This window comes from Microcoleus sp. OTE_8_concoct_300, from assembly GCF_031383065.1.
Taxonomy (GTDB): Bacteria; Cyanobacteriota; Cyanobacteriia; order Cyanobacteriales; family Microcoleaceae; genus Microcoleus.
On the sequence record NZ_JANMZH010000496.1, the window covers coordinates 1 to 19,390 of the forward strand.

21 protein-coding genes and 1 pseudogene are annotated in these 19,390 nt (G+C 45.0%); 13 read left to right on the forward strand and 9 right to left on the reverse strand.

The features are described from left to right. Positions 1–303 precede the first annotated feature (303 nt). Together ACUVJL_RS22460 and ACUVJL_RS22465 are read right to left on the reverse strand one after the other, a co-directional pair. The gene (locus ACUVJL_RS22460) at positions 304–726 is read right to left on the reverse strand and encodes a hypothetical protein (RefSeq protein WP_445247862.1); all 423 of its coding nucleotides are present in this window, start codon (positions 724–726) and stop codon (positions 304–306) included. A 369-nt stretch (positions 727–1,095) separates the two neighbouring features. Continuing rightward, positions 1,096–3,843, reverse strand: a complete 2,748-nt coding sequence (locus ACUVJL_RS22465) for a diguanylate cyclase (protein ID WP_445247863.1) — start codon at positions 3,841–3,843, stop codon at positions 1,096–1,098. Positions 3,844–4,452: 609 nt separating this feature from the next. Here ACUVJL_RS22465 and ACUVJL_RS22470 point away from each other — a divergent pair. The 6 genes from ACUVJL_RS22470 (at position 4,453) to ACUVJL_RS22495 (ending at position 10,624) form a co-directional block, all read left to right on the forward strand. Beyond that, positions 4,453–5,136: a class I SAM-dependent methyltransferase gene (locus ACUVJL_RS22470; protein WP_445247864.1), complete on the forward strand. Its 684-nt coding sequence runs from the start codon at positions 4,453–4,455 to the stop codon at positions 5,134–5,136. Between the two features lie 324 nt (positions 5,137–5,460). Further along, positions 5,461–6,006, forward strand: coding sequence for an RNA 2'-phosphotransferase (locus tag ACUVJL_RS22475; protein ID WP_445247865.1), 546 nt, complete (start codon positions 5,461–5,463; stop codon positions 6,004–6,006). Positions 6,007–6,078: 72 nt separating this feature from the next. Further along, positions 6,079–7,287, forward strand: coding sequence for an AAA family ATPase (locus ACUVJL_RS22480; RefSeq protein ID WP_445247866.1), 1,209 nt, complete (start codon positions 6,079–6,081; stop codon positions 7,285–7,287). A 95-nt stretch (positions 7,288–7,382) separates the two neighbouring features. Further along, positions 7,383–7,505 carry a hypothetical protein gene (locus ACUVJL_RS22485; RefSeq protein WP_445247867.1) on the forward strand — a complete coding sequence of 41 codons (123 nt, stop codon included), beginning with the start codon at positions 7,383–7,385 and terminating at the stop codon, positions 7,503–7,505. Between the two features lie 372 nt (positions 7,506–7,877). After that, positions 7,878–10,079, forward strand: coding sequence for a PAS domain S-box protein (locus ACUVJL_RS22490; RefSeq protein ID WP_445247868.1), 2,202 nt, complete (start codon positions 7,878–7,880; stop codon positions 10,077–10,079). Between the two features lie 251 nt (positions 10,080–10,330). Then, positions 10,331–10,624: a TIGR03792 family protein gene (locus ACUVJL_RS22495; protein WP_445247869.1), complete on the forward strand. Its 294-nt coding sequence runs from the start codon at positions 10,331–10,333 to the stop codon at positions 10,622–10,624. Positions 10,625–10,756: 132 nt separating this feature from the next. On the opposite strand, the gene ACUVJL_RS22500 is transcribed toward ACUVJL_RS22495, so the two are convergent. From ACUVJL_RS22500 to vapB, 5 genes are all read right to left on the reverse strand, one after another. Next, positions 10,757–11,128, reverse strand: a complete 372-nt coding sequence (locus ACUVJL_RS22500; protein ID WP_445247870.1) for a type II toxin-antitoxin system VapC family toxin — start codon at positions 11,126–11,128, stop codon at positions 10,757–10,759. 70 nt (positions 11,129–11,198) lie between these two features. After that, positions 11,199–11,555 carry a hypothetical protein gene (locus ACUVJL_RS22505; RefSeq protein ID WP_445247871.1) on the reverse strand — a complete coding sequence of 119 codons (357 nt, stop codon included), beginning with the start codon at positions 11,553–11,555 and terminating at the stop codon, positions 11,199–11,201. 156 nt (positions 11,556–11,711) lie between these two features. After that, a complete protein-coding gene (locus ACUVJL_RS22510) occupies positions 11,712–12,032 on the reverse strand; it encodes a type II toxin-antitoxin system RelE/ParE family toxin (RefSeq protein ID WP_445247872.1) in 321 nt (106 codons plus the stop codon). After that, the gene (locus ACUVJL_RS22515; protein WP_445247873.1) at positions 12,029–12,448 is read right to left on the reverse strand and encodes a hypothetical protein; all 420 of its coding nucleotides are present in this window, start codon (positions 12,446–12,448) and stop codon (positions 12,029–12,031) included. Before ACUVJL_RS22515 ends, ACUVJL_RS22510 begins: the two co-directional genes overlap by 4 nt. Positions 12,449–12,540: 92 nt before the next feature. Next, positions 12,541–12,762 (reverse strand): type II toxin-antitoxin system VapB family antitoxin, encoded by a 222-nt coding sequence (gene vapB, locus ACUVJL_RS22520; RefSeq protein ID WP_445247874.1) that lies wholly within the window; start codon positions 12,760–12,762, stop codon positions 12,541–12,543. 26 nt (positions 12,763–12,788) lie between these two features. Between vapB and ACUVJL_RS22525 the strand changes: the two genes are divergently transcribed. The 5 genes from ACUVJL_RS22525 (at position 12,789) to ACUVJL_RS22545 (ending at position 15,011) form a co-directional block, all read left to right on the forward strand. Then, on the forward strand, positions 12,789–13,040 hold the full coding sequence (locus tag ACUVJL_RS22525; RefSeq protein ID WP_445247875.1) for a hypothetical protein: 252 nt from the start codon (positions 12,789–12,791) through the stop codon (positions 13,038–13,040). Between the two features lie 62 nt (positions 13,041–13,102). Further along, positions 13,103–13,375: a hypothetical protein gene (locus tag ACUVJL_RS22530; RefSeq protein ID WP_445247876.1), complete on the forward strand. Its 273-nt coding sequence runs from the start codon at positions 13,103–13,105 to the stop codon at positions 13,373–13,375. Continuing rightward, positions 13,375–13,815, forward strand: a complete 441-nt coding sequence (locus ACUVJL_RS22535; RefSeq protein ID WP_445247877.1) for a type II toxin-antitoxin system VapC family toxin — start codon at positions 13,375–13,377, stop codon at positions 13,813–13,815. The genes ACUVJL_RS22530 and ACUVJL_RS22535 overlap by 1 nt, the downstream gene beginning before the upstream one ends. Before the next feature lie 27 nt (positions 13,816–13,842). Further along, positions 13,843–14,496 (forward strand): DUF6932 family protein, encoded by a 654-nt coding sequence (locus tag ACUVJL_RS22540; protein ID WP_445247878.1) that lies wholly within the window; start codon positions 13,843–13,845, stop codon positions 14,494–14,496. Then, a complete protein-coding gene (locus tag ACUVJL_RS22545; protein WP_445247879.1) occupies positions 14,493–15,011 on the forward strand; it encodes a helix-turn-helix domain-containing protein in 519 nt (172 codons plus the stop codon). The genes ACUVJL_RS22540 and ACUVJL_RS22545 overlap by 4 nt, the downstream gene beginning before the upstream one ends. A 375-nt stretch (positions 15,012–15,386) precedes the next feature. Here the strand turns inward: ACUVJL_RS22545 and ACUVJL_RS22550 are convergent, their stop codons facing one another. After that, the gene (locus ACUVJL_RS22550; RefSeq protein ID WP_445247880.1) at positions 15,387–15,833 is read right to left on the reverse strand and encodes a hypothetical protein; all 447 of its coding nucleotides are present in this window, start codon (positions 15,831–15,833) and stop codon (positions 15,387–15,389) included. A 316-nt stretch (positions 15,834–16,149) separates the two neighbouring features. Here ACUVJL_RS22550 and ACUVJL_RS22555 point away from each other — a divergent pair. Further along, positions 16,150–17,536: pseudogene (locus tag ACUVJL_RS22555) on the forward strand (NB-ARC domain-containing protein). A 250-nt stretch (positions 17,537–17,786) separates the two neighbouring features. Here the strand turns inward: ACUVJL_RS22555 and ACUVJL_RS22560 are convergent. Then, on the reverse strand, positions 17,787–17,921 hold the full coding sequence (locus tag ACUVJL_RS22560) for a hypothetical protein (RefSeq protein ID WP_332955997.1): 135 nt from the start codon (positions 17,919–17,921) through the stop codon (positions 17,787–17,789). A gap of 453 nt (positions 17,922–18,374) precedes the next feature. Between ACUVJL_RS22560 and ACUVJL_RS22565 the strand changes: the two genes are divergently transcribed. Beyond that, positions 18,375–19,211 (forward strand): hypothetical protein, encoded by an 837-nt coding sequence (locus ACUVJL_RS22565; RefSeq protein ID WP_445247881.1) that lies wholly within the window; start codon positions 18,375–18,377, stop codon positions 19,209–19,211. The last annotated feature ends 179 nt before the right edge of the window (positions 19,212–19,390 follow it).

Below are 19,390 nucleotides of genomic sequence, written 5' to 3' on the forward strand. Positions count from 1 at the left end.
CAAAAATAAGGTGTAAAGGTCTATATTGCATTGTGCCGTAGAGGGTTTAGTTATTTTTCTCATTGTCCGATACCTAGAAAGTAGACGACCTATATTTATCAATTCACTGTTTGGTTATTTTGTCAATGCGTAAGTCCTATATATTTATAAATAGGGGAGCGATCGCCCAAGCCACTTGGACTCTAAACCCCAGAAATCTCGCGCCGAAACTCCTTAACCGCTTCAACCCTAGAAGCCATAAGCAAGCAGCGAGACAGCAGGTTGATGTCTAAACCGGGCAGAACTTCGCTTTGGTCAATTTTTTCATAACCGTGCGATCGCAAATGATATCAATTCCGGTTGCACCGGAATTATTGTTGACTGTTGACTGTTGACTGTGAACGGGCGGGTCGAAAAACTGAATGATAGTTGAGTATTGACTGTTGAAGAGATTTTACGCCCGACGATGCTAGCGGAGTTGATATGATACAAGCCAAATACTCCATCCTCCCAAAACCAAACTGCGGGTACTCCTAATGCTTGGTAGCGAGTTAGTTTGCGCTTTCCCCCACTGGTAAACACTACTTCGATGGAAAGATCCGGGGTAATACCTGTTGACTTACCGATTAAAAAGGATTCGTCAGCTTGAGCCGAGACTTCCTCTCCCTTCTCTTGGGTAAAGCTACCCAAAGGGTTAAACTCGATGTCTTTTTCAACAAAGTAGTCGATCAACAAGCTGGCAATCATTCTGCTGAAGATTTCGTGTTCTTGCGAGACGACAAGATTTCTACCTCACTGTTATAATAAAATAGTCGGATACCGGGGGAGTTAGAAAAACCCTGCTGAATTAGTTTGAATTGTTGCCAGCTAATCTCGGATAGGACTAGCCTTTGGTCTTTGGGTTGATCTAATGTTACTGTCATGATACGACATCCTATAACTCTTCTAGTGCTATAGGAAATAATTTAACTTTTTAGTCAGGACTTTAATGCTTATTAAGTCGGAGTTAAGGACAGAAGTCCTTACTACGAACCTATTTTTGTAAGATATTTAGTTTTTCCAATTCGCTCGAAGTGAACTGACAAAAAACTAATAACTAAGGACTAATAACTATTATCATTGAAATGTGGCAACCGAAACCCGATCGCGCCCTGATGCTTTCGCCTGATAAAGCGACTCGTCGGCGAGCGCAATTAGCGTCTCCGGCTGCGACTTCGGCGCGGGAATGCAGCAAGCTACACCCAAACTCAGCGTCACGTATTCGCTGACAGCAGACTTAGCGTGAACTATTTGCAAAGCTCGCACCTGTTGTGCGATCATTTCAGCTACGCAAGTGGCACCTTCAATATCCGTATTCGGCAAAACTACTACAAATTCTTCTCCACCGTAACGCGCTACTAAATCGGCCGCTCGCTTTACCGAATGCTGGATAACCGCCGCCACTTGCCGCAAACATTCATCCCCCGCTTGGTGACCGTAAGTGTCGTTGTAAAGTTTGAAATAATCGATGTCGCACATAATCAAAGACAGCGGTGCTTCTTCCCTCGCCAAACGTCGCCATTCCGTATCGAGGTATTGATTAAAAGAGTGGCGGTTTTTTACCTCAGTCAAACTGTCGTAAGTTGCTAAATACTGCAAGGCTCGATTCACACTTTCCAACTGCTGTTTCTGCTGCTGCAACTGACGGTTGAGAAGCGCCAACTGCTGTTCGGCTGAGTGCGATCGCAACAAATTTCTCACCCTCGCGAGCAATTCCCTCTCGTCAAAAGGCTTTGCAATATAATCGTCAGCACCCGCATCCAAACTTTCGATCCGAGATTCCATCCCCGATCGCGCTGTCAAAAAGATTACCGGAGTCGAGCTCAATTCTGGCGTACTCCGAATCTCCTTGAGCAAATCCAGTCCGTTTTGTCTGGGCATGACTTGGTCGCTCACAATCAAATTTGGCTGCAAACTTTTGGCTTTTTCTAAACCTTCAACCCCGTCACTCGCGAGGGCGACGCGATAGTACGGAGTTAATAAAGTTTGGAGGTAAGCCTGCAGAAAATTGTTGTCTTCTACTACCAGCAACAGCGGTAATTCTCGGCTGTCAGTTGTTAATTGTTCCCCATTATTTTTGTCCTCAAAACTGTTATTTTCCGGCAGCGAGCCTTGGGGTGCGATCGCCCGGCTATTTCCCGATTCCCACTCTCCGGAGCCGAATCCAGTCAGTCCAGCCAATTGGGCGATCGCGCTCACCAACTGAGTCGCTTCCACCGGCTTCGACAAATGCCTCTGAAACCCCGCCTCCAGCGCTTCGACCGAATCTTCTTCCTGGATGCCTCCCGTCAGCGCCACGGCCGGCAGCAGTTCCCTGTGCTCGAACCTTTCCATTGCTCTGATGCGGCGGATCAAATCGCAGCCGTCAGCTCCGGAAACCGTCATATCGCTCACCAACACGTCGGGCCGCGACTGTTGCAACTCGGCCATCGCTTCGCTGGCGCTACCCACCGCTGTTACCTTGGCTCCAAATGCTTCGAGGCCAGTTTTGAGAAATTGCCGGATCTCGACGCTGCTTTCCACCACCAGGACTTGCTTTCCCGCTAGGGGTTTGGAAACCGATCCGGGCCTGCTTTCCATTTGGACGATCGCAGGAGTGCGATCGTCCTTTGCATTTTCCTTGGCAATCGGTAGCACCACCCCAAAGGTCGCCCCCTGACCGAGGCCGGGACTCGAAGCCCAAACAGTTCCCCCGTGCAGTTCCACCAAATGGCGCACAATTGAGAGCCCGAGCCCAAGCCGGTGCTGTTCCTTGGTCTGGAAACTCTCAGCAGGGCGGAAGTAGTCAAAAATGTGGGGCAGAAATTTGGGGTCGATCCCGCAACCGCTATCGCTGACCCGAATCAAGACGCCCGGCGCAGTAGGCTCAGTCCGCACTTGAACTGGGTTTGGTGCCGATTCAGGGGTGAATTTGATGGCGTTGGTAAGGAGGTTCCAGACTACTTGCTGCAAGCGTTCTGCATCTGCCAAAATGTAGCTGACGGCGGGGTCAAAATGTGTTTCTACGCGGATGTTTTTGGCCGAAGCGTCGGGGCCGAGGGTGGCGATCGCAGACTCTATGATAGATGGGAGGTGAACTCGGCCAATGTTCAGGCACACTTTCCCCCGCAGCAGCCGCGAAAGGTCGAGGAGATTGTCTATTTGCCGGTTTTGTAATTTGGCGTTGCGCTCGATGATTTCCAAAGCACGGTTGGTGGTGGCTTGGTTGAAATTGCGCGATCGAGCTAGCTGCACCCATCCCAAAATCGCGCTCAGGGGCGATCGCAGTTCGTGGGAGGCGATCGCGAGAAATTCGTCTTTTGCCCGGTTGGCTTCGGCTTGGGCTGCTTCAACGGCTTTGCGATCGGTGATGTCGAATCCGATCGCGAAATACTCACAGGGTTTTCCCTTGCAGTCCAACAGCGGAACTACTGCGGAGTACACCCAATAATCACTTCCATTCTTGGCTTTATTCTTAATGTCTCCTTGCCAAACTTCACCTTTGGCAACAGTTGACAGCATATTCTTGATTAATTCCGAAGACTTATATTCCGAATGGAGGATGCCAAAGTGGCGACCGATCAGTTCTCCCCGCGAATAGTTGGACATGGAGCAAACTCGATCGGTGACGTAGTTGATAATTCCTCGCGCGTCAGTCCTCACCGCAAGTACCGATCGGTTGATCGCTCCTTGAAAATCTAAACATTCTTGCAGCGACGAATCTAGTTCTTTTTTCATAGAAATTTGCCCTCGGCGATCGGGCTTATCCTTGCTCCGCTGTTGGATTTCCATTGCTTCTATTTTCCCCTGACGGCTGACAGCTAATCTACTCGCATCCTGATTCATTATCACTATTTTGTTTCCCGCATCGGCGGGTGCAATATTTTGTATCTCTTCATCGTTCCTGAAAATTTGGCAGGACATCCACTCGGGAGTCACCTCAATTTTTATTTATAGTTGGCTAAATTTTGTCAATCTGAGGACAGATTTTCTCAACTCTAGCCGATGATCCGCTGCTGCCTAATACCATTTTATGTTTTATATTTTATATTTTACTATGGGGAATTACTGAGAAATTTCGGGTGTGGATCACAGGCCTACAGTTGCATTATTCTTTTAAACGGGTATCATAACCGTCCACTTTTTTCTCACAATTACTCCTCGTATCTGGCACAAAGTTTCCTCTTGGCCCGGCTTTCGGGTCTGTGGCATTCTGCCTCAGATCCACTCAAGCAGATATATGTGTAGGGCTAGACAGTTCCCAAATCATTGGCGGATTTGGGCGAAGAAAGTCCGTGTCTTGCGATCGTCGGCAACTTCTGTTAAATTATTTTCTTCTACATCTTGACAGGTCTGTATATTTTTTGTATTATAAAATGTAATATACTATCAAACGAGAGAGCCGCCAAACTGCATTGACGCACTCAACTATTAACAATTTGAGGAAAATAGTCTGTGAATTTAGACGCTGTACGCGAGCAATTTGAACAAAGAGCATTTGATTATGACGGCTTAATTCCTCGCCTCATTCCGCGCTATCGCGAGCAACACGATGTAATATTGCAGTTAATTCCTTCTGAAACTAATGCTAACATAAAAGTTCTGGATTTAGGTGCGGGAACTGGCATACTGTCGGCAATGATTTTGTCAGCATTTCCTCAAGCAAAAGCCCTAGCCTTTGACATGACCCAAAATATGCTGAAAACTTGCAAAACTAACTTGTCCGCTTTCCGAGAACGGCTGACATTGCAGCAAGGAAACTTTGCCGAAGATGATTTCGGCAGCGGTTACGATTTGGTAGTTTCAGGGTTGGCAATCCACCACCTCGACAGCGCAGGTAAACAGCAGCTATTTCACAAAATTTTTCACTCGATGAATCCAGGGGGAATCTTGCTAATTCGAGATATTGTCACAGGTGCTACTCCCCGGCTGACTGAGCAATACGAACAGTTGTGGCGGCAGTACATGAAAGCTAACGGAGAAGACGATGCAGCCTGGTTTCAAAAATATCTAGAAGAAGATATTCCCTCCTCTGTGGAAGAGCAGACAAAGTGGCTTGCAGAAGCTGGTTTTGCCGACGCAGGATGTCACTGGCGCTATCTAAATTTTGCTATTTTTGGCGGAGTTATCCCCAGGTAGAAGGCATTCGGCAGAATGCAGAGTTTTTGATAATTATCAAAAGATAAAGCTCGTGAAAAATCGCACAGGGAACTGTTTTCATGCCAGGACGCAGAACCTAATTATGTAGGTTTTTAATGGCGCACCTTACCGCTAGAATTCGCGCGTAAAAGCCTTCATTTTTTGCGATATAAATAATTTTCAACAAACCTTTAGGGGCGGGTTCACTAAAGCGCCCTCTGGCAGTGCAAACAGATTCAATAAACCCGCCCCCAGCCCAGGAAATAAACCGCGAGTGACCTTTTGTAAAATGTGATTTACAAGCTCAATAAATAAAGTAAAATTATGAACGATTCTCGATTAATAAAAATCAGCAGATATCTCAGCAGACACCTGCGCCACGCGCCCTCGCGCATCGGCATTGAACTCGCTCCAGGTGGCTGGGTTCCTGTTAGTGAACTCCTCGATGCGTGCCAAAAAAATAACTTTCCAGTTCAGCTTGCAGAACTCAAAAAAGTAGTCGCGCAAAACGACAAGCAGCGCTTTTCACTCGACTCCACAGGCACTCTAATTCGTGCGAACCAAGGACACAGTGTAGAGGTAGACTTGCAGTTAGAACCCGCTGTTCCCCCGGATATTTTATATCACGGCACAGGTAGCACTGCCGTCGAGTCTATTCTCAGTCAAGGAATTAGGAAAATGTCGCGGCATCATGTTCATTTGTCGGTGAATATCCAGACCGCGCGCCAAGTAGGTGCAAGACATGGCATCCCGGCCGTCTTTACTGTAGATGCCGCAGCAATGCAAAGCAACGGCTATACATTTTACTGCTCGGCTAACAAAGTTTGGCTAGTAGATTTTGTGCCACCCAATTATCTCAAAATAAGTTGAGAAATTTCCGGTGTTTTGTATAAATTGTACCCAAAATGTTTTAAAATTAAGAGCAAGTAGGAGTTTTGCAAAATGAGTGCAGAAGATATGGGCGAGCGATCCAACAATTTCAATCAAAACAATCCTCAAAATCGAGGGCTGCTCGGCTCTGGGTGGCGACCTTTTTACCGTCAATTTGATTGGGATCACCTGCTACACTTAGCGTCTAGCGACCCCTTAGAACTAGCTCAAAAAACTTTAGGTGCAGCTAGCGACATTGCCGACGCAATGGGACGACACCAATATACCTGGTGGGCAAATATTTTAAATGTATTCTCGGAAAATACTCGCTACGAAATTGATGAGTTTTGGGATTACATTACTCCGCAGCCAGTGTACCCGGATTACCGCTACAAAGACATTTTAGCTACCGAAACGCCGATCGTACAATTGGTCAGCCGCGCTAGCATTCCCATCGACTACGTTCTCAACAAACTCCAAGAGATTACTGTTTTCAAAGTTCTGGATTTGCTGGGAAAACCGGATGCGATTACCCAGTGTTTTATGGAGCGACATTTTTCTTATGCCCCGGAGCGATTTATTAGCTGGGAACGCTTGGAAGTTTTGGGTACTGTTTATGCTTATTGGGCCCGATTAGGCTGCTGGCTACAAATTGACAGCTACGACAGGGGAAGACGCTGCTACACTCTGATTTCCCAAGATATGGCGCCGCTCGTTAGCAAGGCAACTTACAATTTAGCGGTGATTCTGGGCGGGTACAAAAGCCGCGTCGGACAGGTTCACAGCCAGTTCCCAATTCGGACGTTTTCTGCAGAGGTTCAAAGTTTTACCGATACAGTTCAGCAGGCAATTCTGGATCAACATCAGTTGGCTGTTTTGGTCAGTGGCGAACCGGGGACGGGCAAAACTGCTTGGACGCAAGCGGTAGCAAAGGAAATTTTAGTGCCGCTGGGTTATGTAATTTTTATCTTAGACCACGATGCTGTGGAAAATTTTGTGCCACCGAGTTATTTAGAGCGGATTTGTATTATTATCAATGAGGCTGATAATTTGGCTCAAGATCGATCGACCGCAGAGGGCCAACGCAGTAACAAAACTGAACACATTTTGAGTTTGCTGGATGGCACTTTGTATCAAAGCGTCATAGACGAACACGGGATTCAATTTGGACAAAAGCTCGTAGTTTTGATGACTTGCAACACTACTGAAAGATTAGATCCTGCAATGTTACGCAAAGGGAGAGTGGATTTTACCAGTGAATTTACGCACAAATTTGTTTGAGCCATCTCTTGAATTATCAAGCTATCTGCGTGATCGCACTGACTACACTATCTCATACCATGTTCGATTTTTGATTTTCAATTAAAGAATTGGTAATGAGTGAGGAAGCTCAAGGTTTGGATCACAAGCCTACAGTTGCATTCTTTTTGGAAGTATCAAATACCGAACAATCACCAGGAAATCTTCTGAATCTCAAAGTTTGGGGAAAAATTGCTTGAGTACCTATAGACCATTGGTGTCAATAATCGCCTAAAATCCTTTGTATCTCTCGTTTTTTGCCGAGTTTCGCTCCCCCTCTTGCGCCCCCCAATAGTTGGGGAACGGCACAGAGCACTCCAGTCCGATCCGACTATTCGGAGCTCGCCCGGGTGATCTATGCCTAATCGTTAAACAGCAGTCTGGCACTAGATTTGGCATTAAGTTGACACCAATGCCTGTAGACAGATAGACATAGAGACATCAAAAATGATATGACTGAGGGGTGATACCCTGTAAGGGTATCGTCCAAGAGGGGAAATCAGGGGAACACAGCATTTTTGGTCTCAAACAGAATTTTTTAAACTTGACAGCTATGGAGGAAATCCCAAACCGTGCAAACTAAGCCAGTTCAGCAAAAAAGTCAGGGACTGGGAAGGTACGCCGACGGGACAGTCGCGATCGCCCAACAACCCACAGAAGCAGCCGTGTCCGAGAGTAAAGACCGACTTCGGCGGTTTGTGGAGCGCTCCGCCGAGGCCGTGGCAATGGTAGATTGTGAAATGCGCTATCTGTCAGTTTCTCGTCGCTGGGAAACCGATTGGGGTATCGGCTGCCAATCGGCGATCGGCCGGTCTCATTGGGAACTGTTCCCGAATCTCCCGGAATATTGGGAGCAAAATGCCCAGGCTTGTTTAGCCGGAGTTTTGGAATACAGCGAGTTTGTGGCAGGGCCATCGATCGCATCTGTATCAGGAAAAATCGCAGGCGCCTCTTTGGGCGAGTCGGTAAAATGGATATTTCAGCCTTGGAAAAATAGCGAAGGTGCGATCGGCGGTTTGATCCTGTTTGCCTCTGAGATAGCCTGTGATCTCGCTCAAACAAATGGCTATAATAAATTTCAGTCCGAGGTTAAAAGCAAGCAGTTAGAAACAATACCGCAACTAACTCAAATTGCCCTCGAAAATGCTGCTGATACAATCTTTTTTACTACCTCCGACGGTCAAATTTGCTACGCCAACAAAGCCGCTTGCCATCTTTTCGGCTACTCGGAATCGGAACTGCTAAACCTGAGGGTTAGCGACATCGATTCGCAGTTACCAGCATCGGATTGGTCCGAACACTGGGATCAACTAAAGCAGCAAAGCAACCTCACTTTTGAAACGAGTTACAAAACCAAAGACGGCGCCAGTTTTCCCGTCGAAGTTAAAGTCAATTATTTAGAATACGGCGGCTGCGAATACCGCTGCGCGATCGCCCGCGACATTTCGGCTCGCCAAGTAGCAGAATTAGCGCTTTTAGAGGCGAAAGAGCAACTTCAAGCCGTTTTGGACGCCGTGCCGGGATTAGTTTCTTGGGTAAGTTCCGATTTGCGCTACTTGGGAGTAAACCGACATTTAGCTAGCGCTTACAAAATGCCTGCCGAAGTATTTAGCGGGCAAAAAGTAGGTTTTTTAGATACAAGTCCCAAATTTAACGATTTAGTATACGGTTTCTTTGCCAGCAATAAAAAGAAGACCTCTCAAGAAGTAACAGCGAGCATCAGAGGAGAAAATAAAACTTATCTAATTGTGGCTCAAAAATACCATAACAATACGGCGGCGGTATTTGTGGGATTGGACATTACAGAAAGCAAACAGTCTCTTTTTGCTTTGCAAGAATCCGAAGAACGGCTGCGGCAGCAAGCGGCTAGATTAGAGCAGACGCTGTTAATTTTGCAGCAAACTCAAACTCAACTGATTCAAACAGAAAAGATGTCATCCCTGGGGCAGTTGGTAGCAGGAATAGCGCACGAAATTAATAATCCAGTTAGTTTTATTTCCGGCAATGTCAGCCACGCCACCGGCTACATTCAAGAACTAATGCGATTGATCGACCTTTACCAAAAGTATTATCCCCATCCCGTGCCGGAAATTAAATATGTGATGGAGGAATTAGACTTAGAATTTATTACACAAGACTTGCCAAAACTGCTAAATTCAATGAAAGTCGGTTCGGAAAGGATTCGGGATGTCGTGCGATCGCTCCGCTTGTTCTCGCGTACCGACGAAGCCCAAATGAAGCCTGCAGATATCCACGAAGGTTTGGACAGCACTTTGCTAATATTGCAAAATCGCCTGCAAGCTAAAGGGGGACGGCCGGGGATTTCTCTAGTTAAAGAATACGGGGATTTGCCGCGAGTCCGCTGCTATGCGGGACACTTAAACCAAGTGTTCATGCACTTGTTGACAAATGCGATCGATGCTTTGGAAGAAGGGGGGAGAAATTCCGAAAAGAATGGTAAAATGCAAAATCAGTCTTTGTTGTCTGGGGCCAGCTCGAGATTAAATCCCGAAATTCGGATTCGGACCTCGGTGGTAGAGGACAATGAAGTTGCGATCGCCATTAGCGACAACGGCCCTGGGATGACTGAAGAAGTCCTCGGCTGCATCTTTGACCCTTTATTTACCACTAAATCTCCGGACACGAGCACAGGTTTGGGTCTAGCAATATCCCAGCATTTAATAGTAGAAAAGCACGGCGGTAAGTTGCACTGTGTTTCGCGTCCAGGAGAGGGAACTGAGTTGATCGTTACAATTGCGATCGGCAATGATTAATTGACTTCACCCAAAGCTGGAGACAAGATCCCGCCCAAAGTCGCCCAGAGCAAAAAAGTTGAGCTTTTAGTTTAACAGTCTTGGAGGCAGAACTTATATATGTAGGGCGCTCTTCGGCGCACGTTACCGCTATAATTCGCGCGTCCAGCCATTTTGTGCGTCCAGGATTGTTTAAGCCCCCAGAGTGCGGCTGTACAATCAATGCTAAAATCTAAAATCTAAAATCGAGTGATTTACAGGGTAAAAATAATATGGTAATTGAGTGGCTGAGATTTAAAGTACCTCCGGAAAAGTTGGAGGCGTTTATTCAACGAGATGAAGAAGTTTGGACGACCGGACTCAAGAAATTTCCTGGTTTTTTGGGCAAAGAAATTTGGGTGGATTCGGTGAAAAATGAGGTGGTGATGTTGATTCGCTGGGAAACTAGAAACCAGTGGAAGTCGGTTCCGCAAAGCACAATAGATGAGTTGGATCGCCAAATGGGTGATTTGCAAATTGCGATCGCCGAAAGTCGCGAATATCAAGTTCCCAAGTTTTTGCATTAGTTATATCAATTCCGGTTGCATTGGAATGATTAAACCGCAGAGTACGCAGAGAACGCAGAGTTCGAGAACAGAGAGATGAATAATTCCGATGAAGGGCGGATTTGATATTAGTCAGCAGTCAGCAGTTAGGAGTTAGGAATCAAGCGTCCAATCTTTGATCGAGAGTCCAGGAACTTGACAAAAGTCTCGTTGGTTGCGAGCGATCGCCGTAGCACCGACGGATAAAGCAATGGCTGCAATCCGCATATCTTTTTGCAGGCGATTTTTCCGCAGGGGCGGGTGATCTTTTAACAGTTTCTTGAGACAAGTATCAGCTTCCGGTGTAAAGTCCAGTACCTCAATAGTTTGGAGATATTTTACAGTTGTCCAAAGTTTAGAATAGAGTCCAGGTAAGTTATGCACCAGGGACGGATCGTTAATCCTGCCAACCCAGCCATTGAAGAGTTCTTGAACTGTGACAATCGTGACAGCAACAGCCATGCTTGGTTGCGTTAGCGGTGACATGGGGATGATTGTAGAGAATCAGTGAAACGCAATCGGTATCCAGAATATATCGAGACACAAAAAGCCACCTCTACAGGTAATAGGAAGGATCGACTTCTGACTCATCATCTGAGGTTCGTTCGGCACGAATTGATTCCATAATTGCCACAAAATCGGAATCGTCTTTAAAGACACCTGCAAATTTCATCCAGGTTGGTTCTGAAGCCTGAATCGGCACGTTCCATGAAATCGCTTCAATATTTTTGAGCCGTTCTAAAAAGGTAGCTTGAATTTGTGCGATCGCCGCTTCTCGTGTTTCTGCTTTCACTTGACAGTCGGGAAACTCTCTGACAGATGCGGCAACTTCCCCGGATGTGAGTGATTCTAGCAGCAGCGTCACTTTGAGGTTGGTGAATGGATCGGACTGGGGTAACTCTAGGTTGATCATGTTAATTTTTGAAAGATTAATTATGAGTTTACTTTTATTGTACCGCAGACATCGATTTGGTATTTGGTGTCAAGGGCGATCGCTTTGGGTACAATCATCGTACTGTTTGGTATTTGGTGTGAAGGGCGATCGTCCTTGATTGACTATTTCATGCGATTACTCTGGCGGTTCAGTACCTAGAGGGGCTTGACGGCGGTGACGAATGTGTATTATTGCGACGGTATCGCCCTCCACCACAAACAGAATTCGATAGGTTCTTCCTTTACCAACCCACAGTTGTCGAATTTCCCTACCAATGATGGCAGCTTCGGGTGCAACTGAGCAACGGTAAGGAAACTGTTGCAAGGATGCGATCGCATCTTGGAGGTCGTAGTACCACTGATTTGCGGCATCAGCACTCAGATAATCGCACATCCAACGGTAGGCGTTTTCAATTTCTTGAAAGGCGGGTGGTTGGATTAGGACTTGATAACTCATAGACGAGGGGGGATGTTGAACTGCTGCTGTAGCGCTGTCATGGCTCTCTCGACTGGGATTCCTTCACCTCGATCGAAGCTTTCGAGTCCTTTGCGAATGCCGATGATAGCTTCGAGGTAGTCGATACGATCTAGCAGTTTTTCGTAGGTATTAAGTTGGGGGTTTGGAGTGGATTTTAGCGATCGTACCAAACTGAGAATATCCGCAAGTAGTTCGTCAGGTGTGCTATCGATTTCTTGGATGAGGAGTTCTTTGATTGTCATCGCGGCATCTGGTGGAGGATTGATACTTTGATTATAACGAGTGTCGATGGCTAGGAGTTTTGAGGGGCGATCGCTCTGGGTACAATCATCGCAGTGTTTGGTATTTGGTGCGAGTGGCGATCGCAAGTATAAACTTTTTTCTTTGTTTATCACCACACCCGCTGAATTGGATAAGCATCAAAAGCCTCATCACGACTAATCAAAACAAGCGAATGATTCATCGTCTGTGCTACCAAAATGCGATGTTACATATATTCCTTTAAATCTTCTAGCGGTGCATCGAAATCATCAGACATGACGATTTGACCGGCCCAGCTACCATAACCATGAGGTTGTTCAAGTTGTTCTGGAGATGATTCAGTTTTGGCGTGTTTCTCAAGTAAATATTTTGCATAATGCAATATCTCTTGTTTGAGAGATTCTGGCATCTTGACGACAGTTTGAAAAATCTCTAGATCGATAGTCATGATTTTTGTGCAATTTTTACTAGATCGTGTTCACTCATTATACTGTAGCAGCCAGAAGGTATTTGCTGCGAGGGGCGATCGCTCTTGGTACAATCATCGTACTGTTTGGTAGTTGGTGCGAGGGGCGATCGCTCTTTTTTACTCAAGCATCGATCTCGGTACAATCATCGCAGTGTTTGGTATTTGGTGTTAGGGGCGATCGCTTTTTCATTTTAGGCGATCGGTCATCAAAAACAAGAAAGGGCGATCGCTATCTATGCAAGCATTGCACTGTTTAGTATTTGCTTTGGTGAACTGTTTTGAGGTAAACTAGAATTGCTCAAAGTTTCTGGAGTCTGACATGGAAACAATGAAACTGATCTCGCATATTGGAACCGATGGCATATTGCTTCTCCAAATGCCCACTGAGTTTAAAGATACTTCTGTTGAAGTGGTAGTAGTTGTACAGACTATACCATCAGAGGAAATTAAACCGAAGTATAACGCTTGGGGAAAACTGACTACTAAAAAATCAATTCAAGCAGCAATTGCGAGAATGCTACAACTGCGGCAAGAAATTGCCTTGGAGCAAAGCTCAATCCGTTCCATGATTGAAGAAGGGCGCAGGTTTTAATGCAGTTTGTATTGGATTGTTCTGTAGCCATTAGTTGGTGCTTAGTCGATGAAGATAACGATTATGCCAATGCTATACTCGCGATGATGCCAGATTGCGAAGCATTTGTACCTGGCATTTGGTCCCTAGAAGTTGCTAATACTCTCCTGGTTGCCGAGCGACGCAACCGCATGACAACCGAGCAATCTGAGATGGCTATTGCTTTATTACAATCACTTTTAATTCAAGTTGACGAAGCTACAGATAGCAGCGCACTCTCGTCAACTCTGGTGCTAGGAAGACAAGAAGGTTTAGCTGCTTATGATGCAGCTTATTTGGAGTTAGCACTACGATTGGAATTGCCGATCGCAACTCTTGATAATCGCTTGGCGGAAGCGGCAACTCGCTGCGGTGTGGGGTTGGTAGCTGTGGGTGGAGAAATGCCAGAGATGGAGCCGTAATGCAATTGACAACAGATAATTGCTGCATTGGTTTCATGCGATCGCTCTTTTATTTTAGGCGATCGGTCATCTGAAAAAACTCATAGTGATCGCTCTTTATGCGTGATGGGGCGATCGCCCAATTCGTTCCTCTACACCTATAGCGAGTCGGTTGTCTGGATAGTGCTGAGTTATAATGATAACTATGGTAAGATCAAGAGACGAATCGTTAATGTGTGGAATGAGTGTGAGAAAGTGATTCCAGAATTCGATAAAAACGGCAATCTACCACCAGGAGTTCATTTCTGTGAATGGGAGGAGTTCAATAAAAAATTTGGTACGAATTACAAAAGAGAGCGGATGATTGATGGATTGGAACTGGTAATGACGCAGTTAAAAGCAGCAGGCTGTAGGACTATTTATATTAATGGTAGTTTTGTGACCAGCGAACCAGATCCTAACGATTTTGATGCTTGTTACGATCGCGAAACTGTAGACATGGATAATCTGAGAGTTAATGCTCCTAGATTGTTCAATCATTACGACCGGAATGCCCAAAAAGCTCTGTATAGAGGCGAGGTTTTTCCAGCCGATCAACCAGTAGGTAATTACGGCGATAATTCTTTTGAGTTTTTTCAAAAGGATAGAAGACACAGGAAGAAAGGAATCATAGCTATAGATTTAATGAGGTGGGAACCATGATTAAAGATGAATTAGAGTATGAAGTCAGTCAAGAATGGGTAGAAAGGTTTAAAAAAACTATGGCGGCGATGGAGCGCGATGAGGAAGCGAAGAGAAAAGATTTTCTGAAATGGGACGCAGGGCGAAGTGCTTTGCAATGTCATGTGGATAAGTTAGAAGCAGAAATAGCTGAATATGAAAGATTGATGAATTGTGACAAAAGTCAGTCAATTGAAATTACAGTTGACAATTTAACTGAGTTGCCATTTGCTTTGATAAAAGCTCGGATGGCAGCCAAAATCACCCAGCAAGAACTAGCGGAAATTATAGGAATTGACCCGGAGCGAATTAAGCAATGTGAAGATAAGAATTATCAATGTGCTAGTTTTGTAGAACTTCTTGAAGTTAGCGCAGCTTTGGGTGTGGAGTTTAAAATGGCTGTGATGTGGGTGGATTTTGGAGAAATAGAAATTGGCAAAAAAATAGCAGATAAACGCAGAAAAAAAAGAATGAAGATGGTAAGTAAAGCATCGTAACTTTTTGGGGATATTAAAAACTGCGACAAGTGAAAAAATAGTAAGGGATCTCGCTCTTTTATATTAGACGATCGAGCGTCTGAAAAAAAAAGGGCGATCGCTCTTGTTTGAAAAGAATCATCAGGGCGATCGTTCTTTATTTGGTTGGGGCGATCGCTTTTCAATTCTCGATGCACAGGGACAACACAACCAATTTCTCCCTATTCAGTTTCCTTCTTCATCACGATATGACTACCTGATAGACAATAGCTGTAAGACTGCGAGTTCTCATAACAATAACCTGCGTTGCCTACTGTCAAAATAATACCCTCTTGTTTGCTGAAGAGGGCGTAACAAAGCTTTTTAGTTCAAAATGCTTTGGTCAGGCAATTCTTACTAAAGGGGTTTGCACTGACCCAAATACTTCATCGAACGATTGGGATCTGACGAGATTCTTCCTACAAGGGGTGCATTGAACCTTTGTCTGTACTCATTCTGTATGTCCGGATTAGCAAAGCCGCAGAATCGACCATCGCCAAAGCTATAAAAGCCAGAGTCTTTGTAGTCGAAGAACGCTCTTGGCACTGGACAAATGCCAGCGTTTTTATAGCTTGAAATGGCAGAAATTTTCAAATCTCTACCACCCTTTGCTTTCCTATAAATTTCAAGGTGTCCAGGACTTGTAAATCCACAAATGGTTCCGCCTGCCTTAGCATAAACTGTACCTCTGTAGGCAAAATAGCCTTCCGGTGTCTCTGGCATGGTTTGAGAAAGGACGGGGTGGTGAAATGAGGCAACTATTACACCGCCTGTGACCGCCAAACATAGAAATGTTCGCTTCATGGTGATTTTCTTTTACAGTTCAACTCTCTGGAAGCTGCACCCTGATGTCTAACTATTAATTAGATAGCAACCGCTGTTTAAGACGCTATTACAGGGTATAAAACGGCAAGCGTTTAATCTTTAAATTAACCCTTAAATACTTCTTCCATTATCCTTTTAAATAAAATATTTGTCTAGCACAAAAACGTTCATTTTTGTCAAAAAAATTCCACAGGTTCACTCTGTTAAATCTATTTTTGTACAAAAATGTAGATAAATGTACTAAACTGTTCCTGAATGTGAGCTATAATACAAAAAAATCACATTTTTCTGACCAATGAGCCTAAAAGAAGCCTTAAAGCTTGCCGATCGCATAGTCTTCGAGAAAACGGGTCAACACCTTGACGATTTACAGGAAGCGGTACTCAAAGGCACTCTAGAACATGAGACATACAAGCACATAGCCAAAGACTTTGACTGTTCGGAAAGTAGTGTGAGGAAAGTAGGTTCAGAACTATGGCAATTACTTTCAGAAGAGTTGGGAGAAGATGTTAATAAAAAGAATTTTCAATCGGCAATTCAAAGGTTTCAAGTCTCTAATGTTTCAAACTTTACACAAAACGTCATCGAACAACACATCAGTGGTAATTTTAATACCTGTGGAGAAGGTAGACACCCCCCCAGATATATCAACGTCACATCCAGATAATGACGAAACAGCTAACTCAAAACAAACCAAAACTCTACATCAAGATTTAAGCGAAATGCCGGAGTTGGGTAATTTCTTCGATCGCACCCTCGAACTCCAAACCCTCACAACCTGGATTCTACAACACAACTGCCGCCTCATCACCCTCACCGGTATCAGCGGCATCGGCAAAACATCCCTAGCAGTAAAACTCGTACAACAAATCAAACACGAGTTTGAGTACGCAGTTTGGTACACACTAGACGAATTCCCCACCATCGATAAATTTCAATCTAACCTAATACAGCTTTTTTCCCAGTCAGAAAAACAAGATTCATCCCCAACAAACCCGAAACGCTTACCGCTGATTAAATATTTACAAAAGCATCGCTGTTTAATAGTCTTAGATGACATTCACAACCTTTTCTGTAGCGGCGAATTGGCAGGAAAGTATAAACCCGACTACGAAGAATATCGCTCCCTATTCAAACAAATAGAAAAATTATCCCATCCTTGTTGCTTTCTGCTAATCGGTTGGGAACCGCCGAAAGAAGTTCCTCAACTCACCAGCGAAAATACTCCCATTCGTACCTTACAACTCACTGGTTTAGACACCGCAGCCGCCGGAGAAATCCTCAGAGATAAAGGATTAACAGAAATTGATAACTGCGAAGCACTCATTCACCGCTACCAAGGCAACCCGTTATGGTTAAAAAGCGTGGCGACTTTGATTCAAGAGTTGGGAATCGGCGCGACAGAGTTATTAATAGATGATACCATATTGTTACCCGAAGATGTGAAAGATGTTTTACTGCAGCAGTACGATCGCACTTCCGAACTAGAAAAACAAGTCATGTCATTGTTGGCGACCGAAAACCAGCCAGTCAACGTCGCCAAATTGCTACAAAAATCACAAATATCATCATCCGATTTGCTAAACGCATTGCAATCTCTATCGCGGCGCTGCTTGATCGAAAAACATGAAAGTCTTTACACTTTGCCACCTGTACTGAAGCAATATATCAAAGGGTTATAACTGAGATATTGCACCATTGTCAGCAACAGGCAAGATGCCTGTTCCACAAAAGATAAATTTTCTTGTGGAACAGGCATCTTGCCTGTTCATAAAAGGCTAATTGAGAATGGTGCAACATCTCAGTTATAACCAAAATAGTCCTGGACGCATAAATACCAAAGAAACCGGGTTTTTTACCGAATCTGCGGGCTGCAACGCGTCTTATCGTAAAAAAAACCGGTTTCTGGACACCATGCGTCCAGGACTAATTTTAAGAAAATTTTGCATAGAGAGCTAAAATAAAATTAACGCTTAAAAAGCCTACTCCTAGTACGAGAATGATAAAGATGGCGATACTGAAAATAGACTTTAGCCGATCGGCAATTCCGGGTTTTTCTGAGTTCATTGGTCAATTTTCGCAGTAAACTTGATTCGGGCAATTCAGAAAGAGTAAATTATACCAATGGGGGAACAAAAATGCAACTACCGACAAGCTCCAAACGACGAGATCCATCACTAGGTCGCATTTTTTAAATTTTTAATCTCAAATCTCAAATCTAAAATGGTATTAGGCATGGTTCGGTTGGGCACAGCAGCGGCGAAAGTCGATCGCCCGAACCCGATCGCGCCCGCATCCTGTAAAATAGAGGGCGCGTTGGGGCGAACCTTTTAACAGCCGGAATTAGGGGCGATCGCAGGGGGAGCCCAAATACATAATAATATGTCAGTGATTCTTAACTTGCTGACTAAGGTAAAAATAGAAGAGTGCCAAGAAATAATCTAAAACATATAACTGAAAAAAGGATACAAATCGATGCTCCACCCAGTCTCGCAACCTTACCAAAAACGAGAAAATACTATGACCCAAAGAGCCGGGCGGAAGCCAAAACCCTCTGTTGGAAACCAGTTGAGGCCAAGTTTTCCTCAAAGGCACTGGCTGGAGCTGGCAGAGTACGCCTCTCTGGCGGCCTCTGGTGTGGGTTCCCTGGCGGTGGCTGTGTCGGGTCAAGCTTTTTACGGGGTGGCTCCCCTGACTTTGGCTTTGTCGCTGAATGTTGCTAACCGGTATCGGTTCGAGCAGCAAATGCGGGTTCATCAAAATTTGGAAATCGCCCAAGTGCAAAAGTCTGTAAATAAGGTCGAAAAAACGGCGGTGACGGTAATTGTTAAATTACGCAAGCAGTTGTCTGGAGATATTGCAGCGCTGCGCCAGGAAATGGCTGCACTGCCTAAGGCAGAAGGCTTAGAGGATTCTCTAGACATCCAGCGGCAATTGCTGAGTTTAGGAGAGTCGGTAGCTTCTTTGCAAGAAATCGTGGCGTCTGCTGTGCTCGATGTCCGCCAGCAGGTGAGCGAACAAGTGCAAGATTTATCGGTTGGTCAATCGGCGACTCTCGAAGCTGTGGAACACGCTATAGAGAAACTGCAAAGCGCGACGAAAGGCTTGACAGAAACTTCTCTCACCCGAGACGACTGGGAAGCAGTAAATACTCGATTTTTGGAAATCCAGAAAGTCATGGCCAATTTGCAAAGCCAACTGCAAGCTCCCGCGCACCAATCGACTGCGGATTTGTCGCTCGTCCAAGCTCAAATCCACCGTTTGGAACACGAGCAGCAAGAAGTTGTCAAACCTCACCTCAAGCGCTTAATCACGGTTGTCAAGGAGTTGCAGCACACACAAGAGACTCGTCAGTAGTTATTAGTCAGTTGTCAGTTGTCAGTTGTCAGTTGTCAGTTGTCATTAGGAAGATTTTTCCACTCTCCCACACTCCGACACTCAGACACTCTCCGACTCTCGCCCGCTCGAGTCCTACTTTTTGGGAGCATCCCAATTTTTTAGGATATATTTGCAAAAATGGGACGCTCCCAAGTTTT

What these genes read in the sequence shown, in the direction of transcription:
- ACUVJL_RS22510 (WP_445247872.1), bottom strand. Translation starts at nt 12,032, where the DNA reads ATGAGTTATCAAGTCCTAATCCAACCACCCGCCTTTCAAGAAATTGAA.
- ACUVJL_RS22495 (WP_445247869.1), top strand. Translation starts at nt 10,331, where the DNA reads ATGGTAATTGAGTGGCTGAGATTTAAAGTACCTCCGGAAAAGTTGGAG.
- ACUVJL_RS22475 (WP_445247865.1), top strand. Translation starts at nt 5,461, where the DNA reads ATGAACGATTCTCGATTAATAAAAATCAGCAGATATCTCAGCAGACAC.
- ACUVJL_RS22500 (WP_445247870.1), bottom strand. Translation starts at nt 11,128, where the DNA reads ATGTCACCGCTAACGCAACCAAGCATGGCTGTTGCTGTCACGATTGTC.
- ACUVJL_RS22480 (WP_445247866.1), top strand. Translation starts at nt 6,079, where the DNA reads ATGAGTGCAGAAGATATGGGCGAGCGATCCAACAATTTCAATCAAAAC.
- ACUVJL_RS22460 (WP_445247862.1), bottom strand. Translation starts at nt 726, where the DNA reads ATGATTGCCAGCTTGTTGATCGACTACTTTGTTGAAAAAGACATCGAG.
- ACUVJL_RS22465 (WP_445247863.1), bottom strand. Translation starts at nt 3,843, where the DNA reads ATGAATCAGGATGCGAGTAGATTAGCTGTCAGCCGTCAGGGGAAAATA.
- vapB (WP_445247874.1), bottom strand. Translation starts at nt 12,762, where the DNA reads ATGACTATCGATCTAGAGATTTTTCAAACTGTCGTCAAGATGCCAGAA.
- ACUVJL_RS22545 (WP_445247879.1), top strand. Translation starts at nt 14,493, where the DNA reads ATGATTAAAGATGAATTAGAGTATGAAGTCAGTCAAGAATGGGTAGAA.
- ACUVJL_RS22550 (WP_445247880.1), bottom strand. Translation starts at nt 15,833, where the DNA reads ATGAAGCGAACATTTCTATGTTTGGCGGTCACAGGCGGTGTAATAGTT.
- ACUVJL_RS22535 (WP_445247877.1), top strand. Translation starts at nt 13,375, where the DNA reads ATGCAGTTTGTATTGGATTGTTCTGTAGCCATTAGTTGGTGCTTAGTC.
- ACUVJL_RS22485 (WP_445247867.1), top strand. Translation starts at nt 7,383, where the DNA reads ATGAGTGAGGAAGCTCAAGGTTTGGATCACAAGCCTACAGTTGCATTC.
- ACUVJL_RS22560 (WP_332955997.1), bottom strand. Translation starts at nt 17,921, where the DNA reads ATGAACTCAGAAAAACCCGGAATTGCCGATCGGCTAAAGTCTATTTTC.
- ACUVJL_RS22505 (WP_445247871.1), bottom strand. Translation starts at nt 11,555, where the DNA reads ATGATCAACCTAGAGTTACCCCAGTCCGATCCATTCACCAACCTCAAA.
- ACUVJL_RS22530 (WP_445247876.1), top strand. Translation starts at nt 13,103, where the DNA reads ATGGAAACAATGAAACTGATCTCGCATATTGGAACCGATGGCATATTG.
- ACUVJL_RS22565 (WP_445247881.1), top strand. Translation starts at nt 18,375, where the DNA reads ATGACCCAAAGAGCCGGGCGGAAGCCAAAACCCTCTGTTGGAAACCAG.